The organism is Ruminiclostridium papyrosolvens DSM 2782 (assembly GCF_029318685.1).
In the GTDB taxonomy this organism is placed as follows: domain Bacteria; phylum Bacillota; class Clostridia; order Acetivibrionales; family DSM-1351; genus Ruminiclostridium; species Ruminiclostridium papyrosolvens.
Map to the genome: position 1 here is coordinate 299,836 of NZ_CP119677.1, position 18,123 is coordinate 317,958.

The window sequence follows — 18,123 nt, forward strand, 5'->3', positions numbered from 1 at the left end:
GTAAAAATAATATCTCTTGATATAGGACACCATTTAAGTTATAATGTTAAAAGTGCACCGAACGTATTTGCTTTATTGGTTCGGGAACACATTAAAAAGCCAGTTTTGGTCGTACTAGACGGGGAGGCAGCGGTGCCCTGTACCTGCAATCCGCTATAGCAGGGTTGAATTCCCGTTTGAGGTTTTAGTGTGTAGTGCCTGCCCTTTACAAGTGGCAATGACAATTGGGTCTTGCGCAATAGAATTCTGTGAACCTCGTCAGATCCGGAAGGAAGCAGCGATAAGCAGTAAATTCTGTGTGCCGCTGGGTTACCTGATTAGAGCTAACTGTAAAGGTAACGGCTATATGCTTCTATCGATAACGGGTGTACGGCCATTCAATTTATAAAAAATCAAGCCTGTTCAAATGAACAGGCTTGTATTATATTGTAGGTAGAACATCTATAGTCCTTGAACTGCAGTGTACATAAAAGGAGGAGTTGGGATATGTCCTATACGGCACTCTATAGAAAGTGGAGGCCTCTTGTATTTGAAGATGTTGTTGAGCAGGAGCATGTTGTCAGAACAATTAAGAATACCGTAAAATCCGGGAGAGTAGCTCATGCTTATCTTTTTTGCGGTACAAGAGGAACAGGCAAAACCACAATGGCAAAAATATTTGCCAGAGCTATCAACTGCCTTAACCCCAAAGATGGAGACCCTTGTAATGAATGTGAGGTTTGCAGAGGAATTCTGGATGAATCAATTCTGGATGTTGTTGAAATAGATGCTGCATCAAACAATAGTGTTGACAACGTAAGAGAAATAAGGGAAGAGGTTGTCTATGCCCCCTCACAGGCAAGATATAAGGTTTATATAATAGATGAGGTGCATATGCTATCTTCGGGTGCATTTAATGCACTGCTGAAAACCCTTGAAGAGCCTCCGGGACATGTTGTATTTATATTGGCAACAACAGACCCTCATAAACTCCCTGCAACTATTCTATCAAGGTGTCAGAGATTTGATTTCAAGAAAATAACGCCTGCAGGTATTGCTGAACGAGTGAAGGTTATTGCCCGGGCAAGTGGTATACAGCTGGATGATGACGGTGCATTATTAATTGCAAGACTGGCAGACGGCGCACTAAGAGATGCTCTTAGTATTCTTGACCAGTGTATTGCAGAGGGCAACAATAATATAACCCATGAAAATGTACTTGATGCCATAGGAATAGTAAGTGATGATTTTATATCGGAAATAGTGGACAATATACAGAGTAAGAATGTTGAAGGACTTGTAGCAGATGTGGAAAAACTCTCTGCCAGCGGAAGGGATATTTTGAGGTTTGCATCAGATTTGGTGCTGTATTTCAGGAATCTTTTGATTTGTAAGCTGAGTAAAAACCCCGAAAATATTCTGGACATGGGAAACCAATACTTAGACAAGATGATTTTACAATCAGAGGTGTTTTCAAAAGAGCAACTGATTGGAATTATAAAGGAGTTGTCTTCCTTTGAAACACAGCTTAAATATGCGTTAAACCAAAGGGTTTTCCTTGAAGTTATGCTTATTTCAATTAGTGTAGGAAGTTACGGCAGGAGTGGAAGCGATAATAATCTGGCAGATAGAATAGCTAACCTTGAAAGTGCAGTTAGAACAGGGAATGTCGCTTTAGCAGGTTCTGTAAAAGATGGAAGCGGTATACCGGTTCAAACAAAGCCGGAGAGCAGCAGTTCTGTTTCCGCGGGAAAAAAGTTTGACAACCTGCCTCCTGTATCCGGCAGTTCAGCTCCGAAAGCTTCAGCTAAGGGTAAATCCTACAATGAACTGGAGGAATGGTCAAATGTACTGTCTGACCTTAAAGCCAACAGGAGAATGATGCTTTTATCATATCTTACTTCTACGAAAGCAGTAGCTGCTGATGAGTCGACGGTTCTTGTTGTATTTCCTCCGGCAGCCATCTCGCTGAAAGAGATTGTATCAAAGGCAGAACATATCGACGTCCTTGAAAATGCTTTGGAGAGTAGACTTGGGAGACGTATCCGTGTAAAGGTAGTAGATGAGGAATCTCTTGAGAGTATGGTTCAAAGTGAACCTTCCTCTGCAAAGAATTCAGAAGAAAACCCATTGGTAAAGCTGACAAGGGAAATTTCAGACAGATTGAATGTCCCGCTTGATATAATAGACGAATAGGATATAATATAAATTGATAAATTTGTAAACTATTAAATTTAAAATAACAGGAGGAAGTACAGATGGCAAGAGGTGGATTCCCAGGAGGCGGTTTCGGAGGCGGTATGGGCGGTAATATGAACAACCTGATGAAACAAGCCCAGAAGATGCAGAAGGATATGGAGAAAGCACAACAGGACTTGGAAAACAAGACTATTGAGGTTTCTGTTGGAGGTGGAGCAATAAATATAGTTGCTACCGGTAAAAAGGAAATCAAGGAAATTACTATCAAGCCTGAGGTTGTTGACCCTGATGATGTTGAAATGCTTCAGGATTTGATACTGAGTGCTGTTAATGAGGCAATAAGAAAGGCTGAAGAACTGGCTAATTCTGAAATGAGTAAAATAACTGGCGGATTAGGCGGTTTGCCGGGAATGTTTTAATAAATGCAGTCATTCAGAGCATGTCTCTGTGGAGGTTAATAAATGGAATATTATGCAGTTCCCGTTGCAAAGTTGGTAGAGGAATTTCAGAAACTTCCGGGCATTGGACACAAGTCGGCACAACGTCTGGCTTTTCACGTGATAAATATGCCTATGGAAAAGGTTCAAAAGTTGTCAGAATCCATATTGGAGGCAAAACAAAAGACCAGATACTGCTCAGTGTGCAGTAATCTTACTGATGTTGACCCTTGTCCACTGTGCAGCGGAACTTCGAGAGATAAAACGGTTATATGCGTGGTTCAAGACCCTCGTGATGTTGTGGCTATGGAGAGGACACGCGAATTCAAAGGACTTTATCATGTTCTGCATGGTGCTATTTCTCCAATGCAGGGAATTGGGCCTGAGGAAATACGTATCAAGGAATTGATTGCAAGATTGGGAAGCGGAGAAGTAACAGAAGTAATTCTTGCAACTAATCCTAATGTTGAAGGTGAAGCAACTGCAATGTATATATCAAAGCTCATTAAGCCTTTAGGAGTAAAAGCAACAAGAATAGCACATGGTATACCGGTAGGCGGCGATTTGGAGTATGCCGATGAGGTTACACTTGCAAAGGCTTTGGAAGGCCGGAGAGAGATATAGTTAAAATAAAGTATATAATGTAAAATCATGGTTAGAAGGATAAATAGAACCTCCTTCGGGCCATGATTTTTTTGTTGCCCGGTTATCAAAGTCATCTTTTTGAGGGCATAATGATGTATAATTAGTATATTGTACTATTTGTTTAGTGGAGGATTCATGTATAAAATTCTGATTGTTGATGACGAAGCGGGGATACGGGATATCATTAAAAAATATGCGGTTTTCGAGGGGCATGAGGTTGTAGAAGCAGCAGACGGAATGGAAGCGATTCAAGTATGCAGGGAAATGGAATTTGATATTATTGTGATGGATGTAATGATGCCGGAACTTGATGGCTTCTCAGCCTGTAAGGAAATCAGAAAGTTTTGTATGACTCCGGTTCTGATGCTCTCTGCCCGAGGAGAAGAATACGACAAAATCCACGGTTTTGAACTTGGGATAGACGATTATGTAGTTAAGCCTTTTTCTCCAAAAGAACTTATGATGAGAGTAAATGCCATTGTAAAAAGAAGCAGTGGTGACAAAGGAAACAAAAAGGATATTTTTACCATAGAAGGTTTAACCGTGGATTTTACGGGAAGGCTTGTATATATTGATAACGAAAAAATTGATATGTCACCCAAGGAATACGATTTGTTTTTCTATATGGTTAAAAACAGGGGAATTGCACTTACAAGAGAGAGGCTTATAACGGATGTCTGGGGATATGATTTTTTCGGAGATGACCGTACACTGGACACTCACATAAAGCTACTAAGAAAAAGTCTGGGTGATTACAGCAAAAATATAGTTACCCTAAGAGGGGTGGGCTATAGATTTGAGACGTGACAAAATTAGCATAAAGTATAAAATATTCCTTTACCTTTCAGCCTTTGTTGCAGTGATGCTCATTTTACTATGGCTGTTTCAGATAGTTTTTCTTGACGATTTCTACAAGCAGATTAAAATTCATAATATTAAATCAATGGCGGAGACTATTGAGAAGAACGTAGATAACGAGAAATTTCAGGAATTTCTTGATACATTATCCCAAGAAGAGGATGTCTGTATAAAAGTATTGGATACCAGCGGAAAAACAAAATATTCGGCAGCAGCCCGGCCGGATGGTATAATACACAAATTGCCCCCTTCTGAATTATTCAGGCTATACAACAGTGCGGAGCAAAATGGAGGTACATATCTTGAAGCATTCTCAATGAATAAGACAATGGAAAAACGTGCCCCGACAGGTTACCCCTATAATAGTGAATTTGTACCGCCGGGAAATATGATTTACGTTAAAATAGTAAATTCAGACAATGGTGCACATTTAATTGTAATGTTGAATTCAACTATAACTCCCGTAAATGCCACCGTAAATACATTGAGAATCCAGTTAATATGGGTTACCGGAATAACCTTACTACTGGCTTTGTTAATGGGGCTTTTCATTTCGAGAAAGGTTTCTGACCCTATAATCAAGATTAACAGCTCCGCAAAGGAGCTTGCAAAGGGCAATTATAAAACTTCCTTTCGGGGACGGGGATATCTGGAAATAACTGAGCTTAACGACACTCTCAATTACGCTGCAATGGAACTCTCAAAGGTGGAGGGCTTGCGCAGAGAGCTAATTGCGAATATATCTCATGATTTGAGGACTCCTCTTACAATGATTACTGGGTATGGCGAAGTTATGAGGGATCTTCCCGGAGAAAACACCCCTGAAAATGTTCAGATAATAATTGATGAAGCAAAAAGGTTGACCACACTTGTAAATGATATTCTGGATATTTCCCAGCTTCAATCAGGTACCCGTAAAATTAATGTTGAAATCTTCAATATTACTGAGAGCATTAGAAAAATACTTCAAAGGTATAATAAACTTATTGAACAGGAAGGCTACAGAATTGATTTTAAAAGTGATAAAGATATATGGGTAATTGCTGATGCGGTTAAAATATCACAGGTAATATATAATCTGATTAATAATGCCATAACATATACCGGGGTAGATAGAACGGTTACTATTACTCAAAGCAGTACTGCCAAGGGCGTAAAGGTTGAAATTACAGATACAGGAGAAGGTATAGAAGAGGAAATGCTCCCGCTTATTTGGGACAGGTACTACAAGGTTGACAAGGCTCATAAAAGAGCTGCAATGGGAACGGGGCTGGGACTTTCCATAGTAAAATCAATATTGGATATGCACGGAGCACAATACGGAGTTGAAAGCAAGCTAGGTAAAGGGAGCACTTTTTGGTTTGAGTTGACATTAAATACAAACATTGAGCCATGAGATTACATAAGCTTATTGCAGTCAAAATTCTATTAGTGTAAAATAAAACTGCAAATAACCGTAATTTGGAGGAGTGCTTTAATTGAATGATATAATATATATTACCGGACATAAAAATCCGGACACAGACTCTATATGTTCAGCTATTGCCTACGCAGAGTTGAAAAAAAGACATGCTGCCCATGCTGTACCCATTAGAATAGGAGATATAAACAAAGAAACGGAATTTGTACTGAAATATTTTGGAGTAGAGGTGCCGGAATATCGTGAAACAGTCAGAACACAGATTTCAGACTTGGATATTGACATAATAAGTCCTGTTTCGGAGGATATATCCATTAAAGCAGCTTGGAGCATAATGGTAAAGAACAATGTAAAAGTTCTCCCGGTAGCAGATGTTAAGGGTAAGCTTACAGGCATAATTACACTGTCCGATATTACCGGAAGCTATCTGGATGCCTTGGAAAACAATATTCTAAGTGCCAGCGGAACACCTTACAGAAATATAATGGATACGCTTGCAGCAAAATTGGTTTGCGGAAATGAAGAAGAGTTTAAATCTGCAGGCAAAGTTGTGATAGCAGCTATGGCGCCTGAGGATATGACTCCTTTTGTTGATAAAGGAGATATTGTTCTGGTGGGAAGCAGAAAGGACAGTCAGCTTAAAGCCATAGAGATTGGTGCAAGCAGTCTGATAATTACCTGCGGGGCAACGGCAGATGAGGAAGTTATACAGTATGCAGAGGAAAAAGGTTGCATAGTGATGGACACCTACTACGATACCTTTACTACTGCAAGGCTTATTAACCAAAGCATCCCTGTCAGTCACATTATGACAAAAGAACAACTAATCAGCTTCAATATCAATGACTATATAGACAATATCAAAGATAAAATGCTTAAAACCAGATACCGCAGTTACCCTGTGGTTGATGATAATGGTATTATCAAGGGTTTTATTTCACGTTATCATCTTATTACCCAACGTCGTAAAAAGGTAATTCTGCTTGACCATAATGAAAGAGCACAGACCATTGACGGTATAGATCAGGCGGACATACTTGAAATAATAGACCATCATAGAATAGGGGATATACAGACCGGGTACCCTATATTCTTCAAAAATGATGCGGTAGGCAGTACTTCTACATTAATTGCCAATATGTATTTTGAAAACGGTATGAACCCGTCTAAAAGTGTAGCAGGACTTTTATGTGCAGCCATTATATCCGATACTATGAAATTTAAATCCCCCACAAGCACATACGCAGACGAGTTGGCTGCAAGCAGACTTGCAAAAATAGCGGACATTAATATAGACGAATTTGCTACATCATTGTTTAAAGCAAACGCATCCCTTCAGGGAATGACTCCTCAGACAATCCTTGACTATGACTTTAAGGATTTTGTATTCAACAAATATAAAATCGGAATAGGGCAAATAAATTCCAGCGATGCAGAAGGTCTTCACAAGATAAAGGACGAATTGCTGAAGCATATGAGAACTGTTCTGGAAAACAAGGGTTACAACCTAATTTTGCTTTTGATTACAAACATAATAAAAGAAGGCTCAGAACTTCTGTTTGTAGGTGATGACCACGCCGCTCTGATGGAAAAAGCCTTTAATATAAAAACAGGGGAAAGCAGTGCATTTCTAAAAGGCGTAGTTTCCAGAAAAAAACAGGTTGTTCCCCAAATCTCAAGTACCATTCAAAGAGAATCTATTTAAAAAACCGTATTTAATAAAAGGTATCAGTACACATAAGTGTGTAACTGGTATCTTTTTTTGTTTTCAGTTTAGTAACAATTCTACTTCCAGAATTCATCCAACGTTCAGAAAACCATCACATTTAAAAGTTAATATTTTTATGTAATCTCTACACGCCAGATTAAAAAATCAGGAGGTGAAACATGGAAAAATTAAAATTAAGGCATGAAATAAAGCATGAAATTTCAATATCTGACTACATTGCCTTGCGGAATCGGCTCAAGTTTATAGCCCAAAAAGATTCAAATACAGATGAAAGAGGCAGATATAGAATCAGGAGTTTATATTTTGACAATGCCGATGATAAGGCACTTAAAGAAAAAATATTAGGCCTGAATAACAGAGAGAAATTCAGAATTCGTTATTATAATGGCGATATCCGGTACATTAAACTGGAGAAAAAAGGAAAGATAAACGGATTATGCTACAAAAGATACACTCCATTGACGGTGGGACAGTGTGAGCAAATAATAAATGGTGACATAAAGTGGATGAGATTTTCTGAAAATTCGTTATTAGTTGAATTGTATGCCAAAATGAATTTTCAACAGTTAAGACCCAGAACTCTGGTGGACTATATCAGAGAACCTTATATTTATAAACCCGGTAACGTGAGAGTTACTTTTGACAGCGGCATAACAACAGGACTCAATTCAAAGGAGCTCTTTAATCAGCAAACTGCTGCCATGAATTCTCATGCAGTTAAAAAAATAATAATGGAAGTGAAATTTGATGAGTTTCTGCCTGAAATAATCAGGGACATAATTCAGCTTGGACAGAGGCAGAATTCAGCATTCTCAAAATATGCAGCCTGTAGGATATTTGGCTAATAAAAAATCAGGAGGATTAAGTAAATGACTTTTAATGATATATTTAAATCCAATTTTGTTGAGAAGGTATCTTCTTTTTCACCCTTGGATATGGTAATCGCATTGGCGGTGTCTTTTGCACTTGGACTGTTTATATTTTATGTATACAAAAAAACCTTTAATGGGGTAATGTACTCAGCAAGCTTTGGAGTTTCACTGCTGGCAATGACGCTTATAACTACTCTAATAATATTGGCGGTAACATCCAATGTTATTCTATCCCTTGGTATGGTGGGTGCATTGTCAATTGTACGTTTCAGATCAGCTATAAAGGAACCCATGGACATAGCATTTTTGTTCTGGTCCATATCAGCAGGTATTGTCACAGGTGCAGGTCTTATACCTCTGGGCGTATTTGGCTCGTTGTTTATAGGAGTCGTTATGGTATTGTTTGTAAACAAAAAAACCACTGATAATCCCTACATCCTGGTAGTAAATTGTGCAGACGAAAAAGCGGAAAAGCAGGTTAACAGTGCTATAAGTGATAGTGTAAAAAAGCACATGGTTAAATCAAAGGCTGTTACTACAAGCGGAATTGAACTCACTCTGGAAGTCAGACTAAAAGACAGTACTACTGAGTTTGTAAACAAAATTTCAGATATTGGAGGGGTAACAAATACAGTACTTGTAAGCTATAACGGGGAGTATATGTCATAGATTTGGAGGCAGCTTATGATAACAGGCAAATATATAAATATAATTATTGCTGGTGTTCTGCTTGTGGTGATTGTTTTTACCGGAATCTTTATGACTGTTCCCGGCTTAATAGGGATAAGCGGTGATAATTCACAGCCTGAATATGTCACAAAGTTGTTTAATAAGGATAAGATAATTTCAATTGACATAAAGGCAGATAAGAAAGAATGGGAGAACATGTTGAAAAATGCCACAAGTGAAGAGTACATTCAATGTGATGCAACTATCAACGGTATTACCTATAAGTCAGTTGGAATAAGGCCTAAAGGTAATTCGAGCCTATCAATGGTAGCAAACAGCAATTCAGACAGATACAGCTTTAAACTGGAGTTTGACCACTATATAAAGGGACAAACCTGCATGGGGATGGACAAAATGGTTATAAACAATATACAGGCCGATTCCACATATATGAAGGAATACCTTTCTCTTGACATGATGTCCTACATGGGTGTTACTACGCCTTTATATGCCTACACTGATGTAAAAGTAAACGGAGAGAAGTGGGGGCTCTATCTTGCAGTTGAGGCTATGGAGGATGCCTTCGCCGAGAGAAACTATGGAGATGATTTTGGGAAACTGTACAAGCCTGAAACAATGGGGGGCAAGGGAAATGGAATGATGAAGGATTTTCCGGGAAATCAGGAGGGGCAGAAGGACACTAAACGGGAAAACGGAAATCAGCAGCAACAATCAGAAGCAGTTAAAGGTGCCACTGTACAAGGTAATGGAACGAATGACAAATCAAAAACAGCTGATACAAAAAATAATCAGAATCAGAGTGCAAATGAAGGAGGCCGCGGTTTCGGTGGGTTTGGAAATAACCAAGGCGGAGGGGCTGACCTTAAATATGTTGATGATAAAATAAGCAGTTATTCAAATATATTTGACGGGGAAATATTTAAAGGTACTGATGCAGACTATAAAAGAGTTATAAAAGCTATTAAGAATCTAAACAACGGAACAGAGCTTGAAAAATATATTAATGTTAATGAATGTCTTAAATATTTTGCAGTAAATACAGTTGTAGTTAATCTGGACAGTTATTTCAGCAATATGAAGCATAACTATTATCTTTATGAGGATAACGGGCAGCTCACAATACTTCCGTGGGATTACAATCTTGCTTTTGCAGGCTTTCAGTCCGGCTCGGCATCTGCAGCCGTAAACTTTCCCATAGACACACCCGTATCGGGTATTGAAATGTCGGAGAGGCCTATTTTGAACAAACTCCTCGAAGTTGACGAATATAAAGTGCAGTACCACAAGTATTTGCAGGAAATACTCAATGGCTATTTTAATGACGGTAAATTTGACAAAACAGTAGATGGACTGAATTCACTAATCGGGGAGTATGTTAAGAATGATGCAACGGCATTTTTTTCATATGACAAGTATACCGCCGGTACAGCTATGCTGAAAGAATTTGGCAAGCTAAGAGCAGAAAGTATTCAGGGACAACTTGACGGAAGTATTCCATCGACTACCCAAGCACAGTCAAAGGCCTCTGACAAGTTAATAGATGCATCTGCAATAAACCTTTCGGTTATGGGGACGCAAGGTGGCGGTGGCAGAATGGGTAAAGACGGTGAAAATCAACCGCAGCAAGAACAGCAACAAGGTAATAATCAAAGGCCCCGGGAAGGTGTGGATTCAGCACAGGGAAACCAGCAGCAAGGCAAGGAACAAATGCCGCAGGGAGGCATGGAACCGCCTCAAGACAACCAACAACAGGGGGGCGGTCAGGGCTTCGGGGATATGCCTGACAGGGATGTGATGATGCAGGCCATGAAGATAATACAATCTGCCAACGGAAAAGATTTGACTGAGCAACAGCTACAGCAGTTAAAAGCACTTGGAATGACTGACGAACAGATAAAATTTGTCCAGAATATGCCCTTTGGAAACGGAGAAATGAGGGAAGGAAGATTTCCGGAACAAAAAAGCAAAAATGATATAAAAATGCAGTCAGTGACACAAATATCGGTAGAGGATGCTGTAATACTGGGAGTGTGCATGGTATTTATGTCAGTAGGAATGCTGTTTGTCGCAAAATTCAGACGTAGAAAAAGCAGTTGATAAATATATCTGACTAAAATGAGAAAGCTATATAAAACAAGGTTTTTAGACTGTTTCCAAGAGTTGACACTAAATATGCTTTTTAGTATATTAGCTTTATACGAGACGGTTGCGTAAATAAACTTTGCATATATGGCGTGGAGGTTGGATTACTTGTTAACTAAAGTTTTACTGCTTGTGGTTCTTGTACTGTTAAATGCATTTTTTTCGGGATCTGAGATTGCCCTCATATCTTTGAATGACAAAATAATTAAGAAGCAGGCAGAAGAGGGAGATAAAAAAGCAAAACAGCTCTATAGCTTTCTTAGTGAGCCCAGCAGATTTTTGGCAACCATTCAGATAGGTATAACATTGGCTGGTTTTCTTGCAAGTGCATTTGCGACGGAAAGTTTTGTGGATGACTTAACAGGATTATTAGTAAAGACCGGGTTGCCGGTTGCTGAATCAGTTATCAGGAGTGTTTCACTTGTAGTGATTACCATAATTCTTTCCTATTTTACATTAGTTTTCGGTGAATTGATACCTAAGAGATTAGCGATGCAAAAGGCTGAGTTTTTGGCCAACATAGCTGTAGGTCCATTGATGTTTTTATCACGTGTTACAAATCCTTTTGTAAGATTTCTGACGGTTTCAACAAACTTCTTTATTAAGCTTTTTGGTGGAAATCCCGCAGGCGGGGACGATGAAAAAGTAACCGAGGAAGAAATCAGGATGATGATGGAAGTCGGTGAAGAAAGAGGAGTTATTCAGGATTCTGAGAAGGAAATGATAGACAACATATTCGAGTTTGATAATAAACATGTTTCTGAGATAATGACCCATCGTACCGATATAGACGGTATTCCTGTGGATTCAGACCTTGAATATGTTTTATACGTCATGAACCGTGACAAATATACCAGAGTTCCTGTTTATAGTGAAAACTTGGATAATATAGTGGGCATACTGCATGTAAAGGACTTATTGGAGTACACCCAAAATAACGCGAAGGATTTTAGTCTGGAGAAAATTACAAGAAGTGCCTACTTTGTTCCTGAATCAAAGAGAACTGACGAGTTATTCAAAGAAATGCAGAAGAACAAGGTTCATTTGGCGGTTGTAATAGATGAGTACGGCGGTACAGCAGGGATTGTTACAATAGAAGATTTACTTGAAGAAATAGTTGGAAATATTTTTGACGAATACGATATAGAACAAAAAGATATTGAATATCTTGAGAATGATACTTATGTTTTCGATGGTGCCATAAGTCTTGACAGGGTTGAGGAAGTATTGGACGAAGAGCTTCCCGTGGACGATTTTGATACCTTGGGAGGTTTTATTCTAAAACTTCTGGGCCGAATACCAAAGGTTGACGAGAAACCTGTTGTTCAATATGAAAATATAGTTTTCAGAGTAACCGAAATGGAAGGTATGAGAATAGCAAAGGTACAGGCAAGTAAAAAGGAAAATGTATAAAAAAGAGTTACCAGACTGTCTCACAATGACAATTAACCTTGTTGAGGCAGTTTTTTTATGCCTTTATTAAATAATTTAATATACATATCAAAAATATTAATAAATAAATTAAAAAAATTAAAAAATAATATTGACATTATATGAGAATGAGCATAATATATTAATATAAGATTAATAATATTAATTGACGGATTAAAAAAATTAATTAATTGTCTGGGAAAATTAACTTTGGCAAATATAAGCAAGATTTATAACTTTATTAAATTCAAGAGGTGATTTTATGGCAAGAGAAGCTATCGGCAAATGCCCGGTCTGCGGAAATGAGACTGAAGTAACAAGGATAACATGTAACAGCTGTGATACTGTTATAGAAGGGCATTTTAAACTATGCAAGTTCTGCAAACTCACAAATGATCAAAGAACATTTTTAGACGTATTCATAAAGTGCAGAGGAAATATAAAGGAAGTTGAAAAAGAGCTGGGCGTTTCATATCCCACAGTAAAGAATAAGCTGGAAGATGTAGCGGCCGCACTTGGACATAAAGGTGAACCGCAACCTGAAGTTCCGGGTAGAAAGAAGGAAATACTTGATAAGCTTAACAGCGGAGAAATTAGTGTTGAAGAAGCAATTGAACTGATGAAGGAATAACATTTTTCTATCTGAATTTTAGGAGGGATTTAAATAATGTCTATAAGTGAAGAAAAATTATTAATACTAACGATGCTTGAAGAAAAGAAAATCACAAGCGAAGAGGCTGCAAAATTGTTGGCAGCACTTGATGCAAAGGCAGAACAAGAATCTGCTAATGGATTTAAAGGTAATCAAAAGGCAAACGGCTTTACAGAAGAGGCTGCAAAAGTAAGAGATAAGGTTAATGAGTGGAAAAAAGGCTTTAAGAACAATTATAATCAGGCTGATTTTGATAATATGATTGATGATTTTGCAAATAAGGCTGAAAAAATCGGTAAAAACGTTGCTTCAACAACATTTGGAATTGTAGACAAGGTAATAGATTATGTTGGAAGTTTTGTAGATACAAATTCCTTTAATGTTTTCGGAAGCTGTCAAACGGTTCAAAAGAACTTTGAGGTATACCCTTCCGAAGATGCAACCTTTGACATATCGGGAGTAAATGGGGCAATTACAATAAAGAAGCATCTGGATTCAAAGATTGTTATTATATCAAGAATTAAAAGCTCAGCACCGGACGGAGAAGGAGTTGTTACATTTTCTGATGATCCTTCCAATATTTCAATAAAGGTTAACAGTACCGCTTTCAATGTTAGTGTATCCCATGAAATATTTATTCCTGACATTAAGTTCAAAAAAATAGCTATTCAGAATTCAAATGGTAAAATCTATATTGAAGATTCAATTTCTGAAGAAATTACAGCTGTTACAAAAAATGCACATATTGAGCTAATGGGAGTCAATAGTGACAATATTTCCGTAAACACAAAAAATGGCAGGATTCAGTTGAATTACATTATCGGAGAAACCATTGATATAAATACCTCAAATGCTGTTATAGATATAAAACACATAAAAGCAAAATCTGTTAATGCAGTTACAAAGAACGGCAGAATTAGTATAGAAAACGCCCAGAATGTTGATGGGGAAACTGATATGGATATGTACCTCAAAACCTCAAATGGAGGCATAAAGGTGAATATGAATGATATGGACAGCAGGGTTTACAAAGTTAAGGCCCATGCAACCAATGGAACTATCAACTTGTTGGTTCCGGAAATTCTATATCATAATGTTAATCGTCAGGGCACAGGCGGAAGCTTTATTGAAGCGGAAAGCAAAAATTATGAGTCCGGGCTATGCAAGGTTAATATAATCGCAGAAACCATGAACGGACAGGTAGAAATAGTAAAGTAGTATAAACCACCACCATAAACATACCTACACTTTAAAATAGATATCTTCCACCAAGATAAACAGTCTGAAAGTAAGCTTTTCAGACTGTTTATTTTTTGTAGATTAAATTAATTGTTCATGATATAATATTGAATTGCGTATGGAATTTTACTGTGTATTCAGCTAATATGCATATTAATGTATATTAGCCAATTTATATATAAAACTATTACTTGAAAGCCAAAAAATAGAAACTGTTGTTTTACGGAGGAATTTATGTTTGACAAACTTCAGGCTGCAGAAGACAGATACGAGGAGATAAGCCACAAGCTTAGTGACCCCGATGTCATTAACAACCAGGATGAGTATAAAAAATATATGAAAGAGTATTCCGATTTAGAAGAAATCGTTCAGAAGTACAGGGAATACACAAAAGTATCAAAAGAAATTGAAGAGGCAAGAGAGCTTCTTGACCAGACTTTGGATAAGGACTTTAGGGAAATGGTTCAGCAGGAGTTTCAGGAAGCTCAGGAAAAACTTGAGGTAATAAAGAGACAGTTGAAAATATTAATTGTCCCCAAAGACCCCAATGATGATAAAAACGTTATTGTTGAAATTCGTGGTGGTGCAGGCGGTGAAGAAGCAGCACTCTTTGCAGGAGTACTTTTCAGAGCCATGACAAAGTATGCCGAAAAAAAACGTTGGAAGTATGAAATTATGGACTCCAATCCTACCGAACTTGGAGGGTTCAAGGAAGTTGTGTTTTCTATAGAAGGAAAAGGTGCGTACAGCAGGCTTAAATTTGAAAGCGGTGTACACAGGGTTCAGAGAGTACCTTCTACAGAATCAAGCGGACGTATTCATACATCAACAATAACTGTTGCCGTTTTGCCGGAGGTTGAAGAAGTTGATGTGGATATCAATCCAAATGATTTAAGGATAGACACCTACAGGGCCAGCGGTGCAGGAGGACAGCATATTAACAAGACTGATTCTGCAATAAGAATAACCCATATGCCTTCAGGAATAGTCGTAAGCTGTCAGGATGAACGCTCACAGCACAAAAACAAAGATAGGGCAATGAAGATACTTCGTTCAAAACTTTACGAAATAGCTCAGGAACAGCAAATAAACGAAGTTGCTCAGGATAGAAAGAGTCAGGTCGGAACAGGTGACAGAAGTGAAAGAATCAGAACCTACAACTATCCTCAGGGTCGAGTAACCGACCATCGTATCAATCTTACACTGTACAAGCTGGAGCAGGTACTTGACGGAGATCTTGACGAACTGATAGATGCTCTCATAACTACAGACCAATCCGAGAAGCTCGGAAGCGGTGCTGATGATGAGGATTAAGAATTTCAAACAAAAAAGCAGGACAATTTAATACTATTCCACACCTAGAAGGAATAGTATGTTTAGTAGACATACTATTTTTGAAAGAGGAATTAATGTGGAACATATTTTGAAGATAACATTTATAGGCTTGATATCAGGCATTACCGGAACGGGTATTGGCGGGTTGATAGCCTTTTTTGTGGATAAAAGGATAAGTAACAGGCTGCTTAGCTCTATTTTAGAATTTTCAGCAGGACTGATGACTGCTGTAGTATGTTTTGAGCTTGTGCCGGAAGCCTTTGAAATTGCCGGCCTGAATTTGACCATAATAGGAATAGGTCTGGGAATACTGATTGTAATGATTCTTGATGATATGGTAAAAAGAATTGATAGTGTAAAAAATACAAAAGGCAACTCCGGTTTGCTTCGAGCAGGAATACTGGTATCGGTGGGTCTTGCACTCCATAACCTGCCCGAAGGTTTTGCCGTTGGTTCGGGCTTTGAAGCTTCTGTAGAACTGGGGCTTACTCTTACTGTTATAATTGCAATTCATGATGTACCCGAAGGTATTGCAATGGCACTTCCTATGAAACTAGGAGGGTTTTCAGCCAAAAAGGCTTTTTTGCTGACTGTACTTTCAGGGGTGCCAATGGGCTTGGGAGCATTTATCGGAGCGGTTCTGGGTCATGTCTCTCAGCAATTTATTGCTCTGTGCCTTGGATTTGCGGGTGGAGCAATGCTGTATGTGGTCTTTGGTGAACTTATCCCTGAATCAAAGAGGATTTACCTGGGGAGAATGTCATCGGTAGGCAATATATTGGGAATAGTATGTGGTATAATAGTAACGATGCTCAATTAGCACCAAAACCATATTAGAGGTGAAATGTTTGAAAACAAAGGTTATTAAAATAGATGCAGAAAATATAGACAAAATTGCATTAGAACCGGCTGCAGAAGCGTTAAAAGAGGGCATGACCGTGGCTTTCCCAACAGAGACTGTGTATGGGTTGGGAGCCAATGCCCTTGACGGAGCAGCTGTGAGCAAAATATTCAAGGCTAAGGGAAGGCCTTCCGATAATCCTCTTATAGTACATATAGCAGACAGGGAGAAAGTTTCGGAGCTGACTTCCTTTATCCCTGCCAAAGCAGTTGCATTAATGGACAAGCTTTGGCCCGGGCCTCTTACCCTTGTAATGAAAAAAAGCTCTGCTATTCCAAGAGAGATAACAGCAGGACTGGATACGGTTGCCATAAGAATGCCGGGACACCCTGTTGCCCTTGAACTAATAAGGCTGGCAGGAATTCCTGTTGCCGCCCCGAGTGCAAATGTTTCAGGTAAGCCGAGTCCCACTACTGCACGGCATGTGCTGGATGATCTGGAAGGGAAAATAGAAATAATAGTGGATGCAGGCAGTTCCAGTGTAGGACTTGAATCCACAGTGCTTGATGTTTCAGTAGACCCTCCTGTTCTTTTAAGGCCGGGAGGAATAACCCCACGCCAAATAGAAGAAATTATAGGACAGATAGACATTGATAAGACCATTATGGGGAAAGTTACTGCGGATAATGTGCCAAAGTCACCTGGGATGAAGTACAAGCACTATTCACCCAAGGCCCATGTTATTATAGTTGAAAGCAATGATATGGACAAGCAGACTGAAGTAGTGTGTCGTTTAGCTGAAAAGTATATAAAGGAAGACAAAAAAGTAGGAGTATGCTCTACGGACCAGACCTTTGACAGGTATAAACTCTTTGAGACCATATCCATGGGGGACAGAAATCACCCTGAAACTATTGCATCCAGCCTGTTTTCAATTTTAAGAGAGTTTGATGACAGAGAGGTGGATATTATTCTGGCAGAAGCTGTTGATCAAAATGGTGTAGGATTGGCAATAATGAATAGGATGGTAAAAGCAGCCGGATATGATATTGTCAAGGCAGACCTTGTCTAGTTTTATTTTGGAGGTTGACAATGAAGGAAAGTAACTCATTAACGGATTCTCTGAAGATAATATTCGTTTGTACCGGTAATACATGCCGAAGTTGTATGGCAGAAGGATTAATGAAAGAAGCTTTAAAGGATTTGAAGGATTCCCAGAGAATAATAACAGCCTCAAGGGGAATAAGTGCATTTGACGGTGAGCCCGCCTCAGGACACTCCATAAAGGCACTGAAAACCCTGTGGGATATTGATATATCATCTCATCAGGCAAAAATGCTCAGCGACACGGATGCTGAACAGGCGGATTTGATTCTGACAATGACACGACAGCACAGGGATATCATTAAAAGATTATGCCCCCGGAAAAAAGCTCAGATTTTTACATTAAAAGAGTATGTTTATCCTGATTTAAACCCGGACAGCAGTGCGGCTGATATTAGTGATCCATACGGAATGCCATATGGCGTATACGAGGCTTGTGCCAAGGAATTACAGGAATGTATAAAACTACTTTTAAACAAATTGAGTTTTTTTTGACATGTAATAATTTATACTATAAAATAATTAAAGATGTGATTATAGTTATAGAATG

Annotated in this window: 16 protein-coding genes and 1 other RNA gene; all 17 read left to right on the forward strand. The window is 38.6% G+C overall.

Going from position 1 to position 18,123, the window contains the following annotated elements; all coding sequences use genetic code 11:
• Positions 1 to 109: 109 nt before the first annotated feature.
• The 17 genes from ffs (at position 110) to P0092_RS01475 (ending at position 18,068) form a co-directional block, all read left to right on the forward strand.
• Positions 110 to 373, forward strand: an RNA gene (gene ffs / locus P0092_RS01395) — signal recognition particle sRNA large type.
• Positions 374 to 486: 113 nt separating this feature from the next.
• On the forward strand, positions 487 to 2,175 hold the full coding sequence (gene dnaX, locus P0092_RS01400) for a DNA polymerase III subunit gamma/tau (protein WP_004619696.1): 1,689 nt from the start codon (positions 487 to 489) through the stop codon (positions 2,173 to 2,175).
• Between the two features lie 62 nt (positions 2,176 to 2,237).
• The gene (locus P0092_RS01405) at positions 2,238 to 2,597 is read left to right on the forward strand and encodes a YbaB/EbfC family nucleoid-associated protein (RefSeq protein WP_004619698.1); all 360 of its coding nucleotides are present in this window, start codon (positions 2,238 to 2,240) and stop codon (positions 2,595 to 2,597) included.
• 42 nt (positions 2,598 to 2,639) lie between these two features.
• The gene (gene recR / locus P0092_RS01410) at positions 2,640 to 3,239 is read left to right on the forward strand and encodes a recombination mediator RecR (RefSeq protein ID WP_004619700.1); all 600 of its coding nucleotides are present in this window, start codon (positions 2,640 to 2,642) and stop codon (positions 3,237 to 3,239) included.
• 156 nt (positions 3,240 to 3,395) lie between these two features.
• Positions 3,396 to 4,067, forward strand: a complete 672-nt coding sequence (locus tag P0092_RS01415) for a response regulator transcription factor (protein WP_004619703.1) — start codon at positions 3,396 to 3,398, stop codon at positions 4,065 to 4,067.
• Positions 4,057 to 5,514 (forward strand): HAMP domain-containing sensor histidine kinase, encoded by a 1,458-nt coding sequence (locus tag P0092_RS01420; protein WP_004619705.1) that lies wholly within the window; start codon positions 4,057 to 4,059, stop codon positions 5,512 to 5,514. Before P0092_RS01415 ends, P0092_RS01420 begins: the two co-directional genes overlap by 11 nt.
• 82 nt (positions 5,515 to 5,596) lie before the next feature.
• Positions 5,597 to 7,243 carry a putative manganese-dependent inorganic diphosphatase gene (locus P0092_RS01425; protein ID WP_004619706.1) on the forward strand — a complete coding sequence of 549 codons (1,647 nt, stop codon included), beginning with the start codon at positions 5,597 to 5,599 and terminating at the stop codon, positions 7,241 to 7,243.
• A 182-nt stretch (positions 7,244 to 7,425) separates the two neighbouring features.
• Positions 7,426 to 8,112 carry a polyphosphate polymerase domain-containing protein gene (locus P0092_RS01430; RefSeq protein ID WP_004619708.1) on the forward strand — a complete coding sequence of 229 codons (687 nt, stop codon included), beginning with the start codon at positions 7,426 to 7,428 and terminating at the stop codon, positions 8,110 to 8,112.
• Between the two features lie 24 nt (positions 8,113 to 8,136).
• Positions 8,137 to 8,808: a DUF4956 domain-containing protein gene (locus P0092_RS01435; RefSeq protein ID WP_004619709.1), complete on the forward strand. Its 672-nt coding sequence runs from the start codon at positions 8,137 to 8,139 to the stop codon at positions 8,806 to 8,808.
• Positions 8,809 to 8,823: 15 nt separating this feature from the next.
• On the forward strand, positions 8,824 to 10,926 hold the full coding sequence (locus P0092_RS01440) for a CotH kinase family protein (protein WP_004619711.1): 2,103 nt from the start codon (positions 8,824 to 8,826) through the stop codon (positions 10,924 to 10,926).
• A gap of 153 nt (positions 10,927 to 11,079) precedes the next feature.
• The gene (locus P0092_RS01445; protein ID WP_004619713.1) at positions 11,080 to 12,384 is read left to right on the forward strand and encodes a hemolysin family protein; all 1,305 of its coding nucleotides are present in this window, start codon (positions 11,080 to 11,082) and stop codon (positions 12,382 to 12,384) included.
• A 280-nt stretch (positions 12,385 to 12,664) separates the two neighbouring features.
• On the forward strand, positions 12,665 to 13,033 hold the full coding sequence (locus tag P0092_RS01450; RefSeq protein WP_004619714.1) for a DUF2089 domain-containing protein: 369 nt from the start codon (positions 12,665 to 12,667) through the stop codon (positions 13,031 to 13,033).
• A gap of 36 nt (positions 13,034 to 13,069) precedes the next feature.
• Positions 13,070 to 14,272: a DUF4097 family beta strand repeat-containing protein gene (locus tag P0092_RS01455; protein WP_004619716.1), complete on the forward strand. Its 1,203-nt coding sequence runs from the start codon at positions 13,070 to 13,072 to the stop codon at positions 14,270 to 14,272.
• A 255-nt stretch (positions 14,273 to 14,527) separates the two neighbouring features.
• Positions 14,528 to 15,607, forward strand: coding sequence for a peptide chain release factor 1 (prfA, locus tag P0092_RS01460; RefSeq protein ID WP_004619718.1), 1,080 nt, complete (start codon positions 14,528 to 14,530; stop codon positions 15,605 to 15,607).
• Positions 15,608 to 15,665: 58 nt separating this feature from the next.
• Positions 15,666 to 16,448: a ZIP family metal transporter gene (locus P0092_RS01465; protein WP_004619721.1), complete on the forward strand. Its 783-nt coding sequence runs from the start codon at positions 15,666 to 15,668 to the stop codon at positions 16,446 to 16,448.
• 28 nt (positions 16,449 to 16,476) lie between these two features.
• Positions 16,477 to 17,541 (forward strand): L-threonylcarbamoyladenylate synthase, encoded by a 1,065-nt coding sequence (locus P0092_RS01470; RefSeq protein ID WP_004619722.1) that lies wholly within the window; start codon positions 16,477 to 16,479, stop codon positions 17,539 to 17,541.
• Positions 17,542 to 17,561: 20 nt separating this feature from the next.
• Positions 17,562 to 18,068, forward strand: coding sequence for a low molecular weight protein arginine phosphatase (locus tag P0092_RS01475; protein WP_004619724.1), 507 nt, complete (start codon positions 17,562 to 17,564; stop codon positions 18,066 to 18,068).
• Positions 18,069 to 18,123: the final 55 nt, after the last annotated feature.

Bases quoted from the DNA above. Each gene is read 5' to 3' on its own strand.
- dnaX (WP_004619696.1), top strand. From the start codon at position 487: ATGTCCTATACGGCACTCTATAGAAAGTGGAGGCCTCTTGTATTTGAA.
- P0092_RS01405 (WP_004619698.1), top strand. From the start codon at position 2,238: ATGGCAAGAGGTGGATTCCCAGGAGGCGGTTTCGGAGGCGGTATGGGC.
- recR (WP_004619700.1), top strand. From the start codon at position 2,640: ATGGAATATTATGCAGTTCCCGTTGCAAAGTTGGTAGAGGAATTTCAG.
- P0092_RS01415 (WP_004619703.1), top strand. From the start codon at position 3,396: ATGTATAAAATTCTGATTGTTGATGACGAAGCGGGGATACGGGATATC.
- P0092_RS01430 (WP_004619708.1), top strand. From the start codon at position 7,426: ATGGAAAAATTAAAATTAAGGCATGAAATAAAGCATGAAATTTCAATA.
- P0092_RS01435 (WP_004619709.1), top strand. From the start codon at position 8,137: ATGACTTTTAATGATATATTTAAATCCAATTTTGTTGAGAAGGTATCT.
- P0092_RS01440 (WP_004619711.1), top strand. From the start codon at position 8,824: ATGATAACAGGCAAATATATAAATATAATTATTGCTGGTGTTCTGCTT.
- P0092_RS01450 (WP_004619714.1), top strand. From the start codon at position 12,665: ATGGCAAGAGAAGCTATCGGCAAATGCCCGGTCTGCGGAAATGAGACT.
- P0092_RS01455 (WP_004619716.1), top strand. From the start codon at position 13,070: ATGTCTATAAGTGAAGAAAAATTATTAATACTAACGATGCTTGAAGAA.
- prfA (WP_004619718.1), top strand. From the start codon at position 14,528: ATGTTTGACAAACTTCAGGCTGCAGAAGACAGATACGAGGAGATAAGC.
- P0092_RS01465 (WP_004619721.1), top strand. From the start codon at position 15,666: ATGTTTAGTAGACATACTATTTTTGAAAGAGGAATTAATGTGGAACAT.
- P0092_RS01475 (WP_004619724.1), top strand. From the start codon at position 17,562: ATGAAGGAAAGTAACTCATTAACGGATTCTCTGAAGATAATATTCGTT.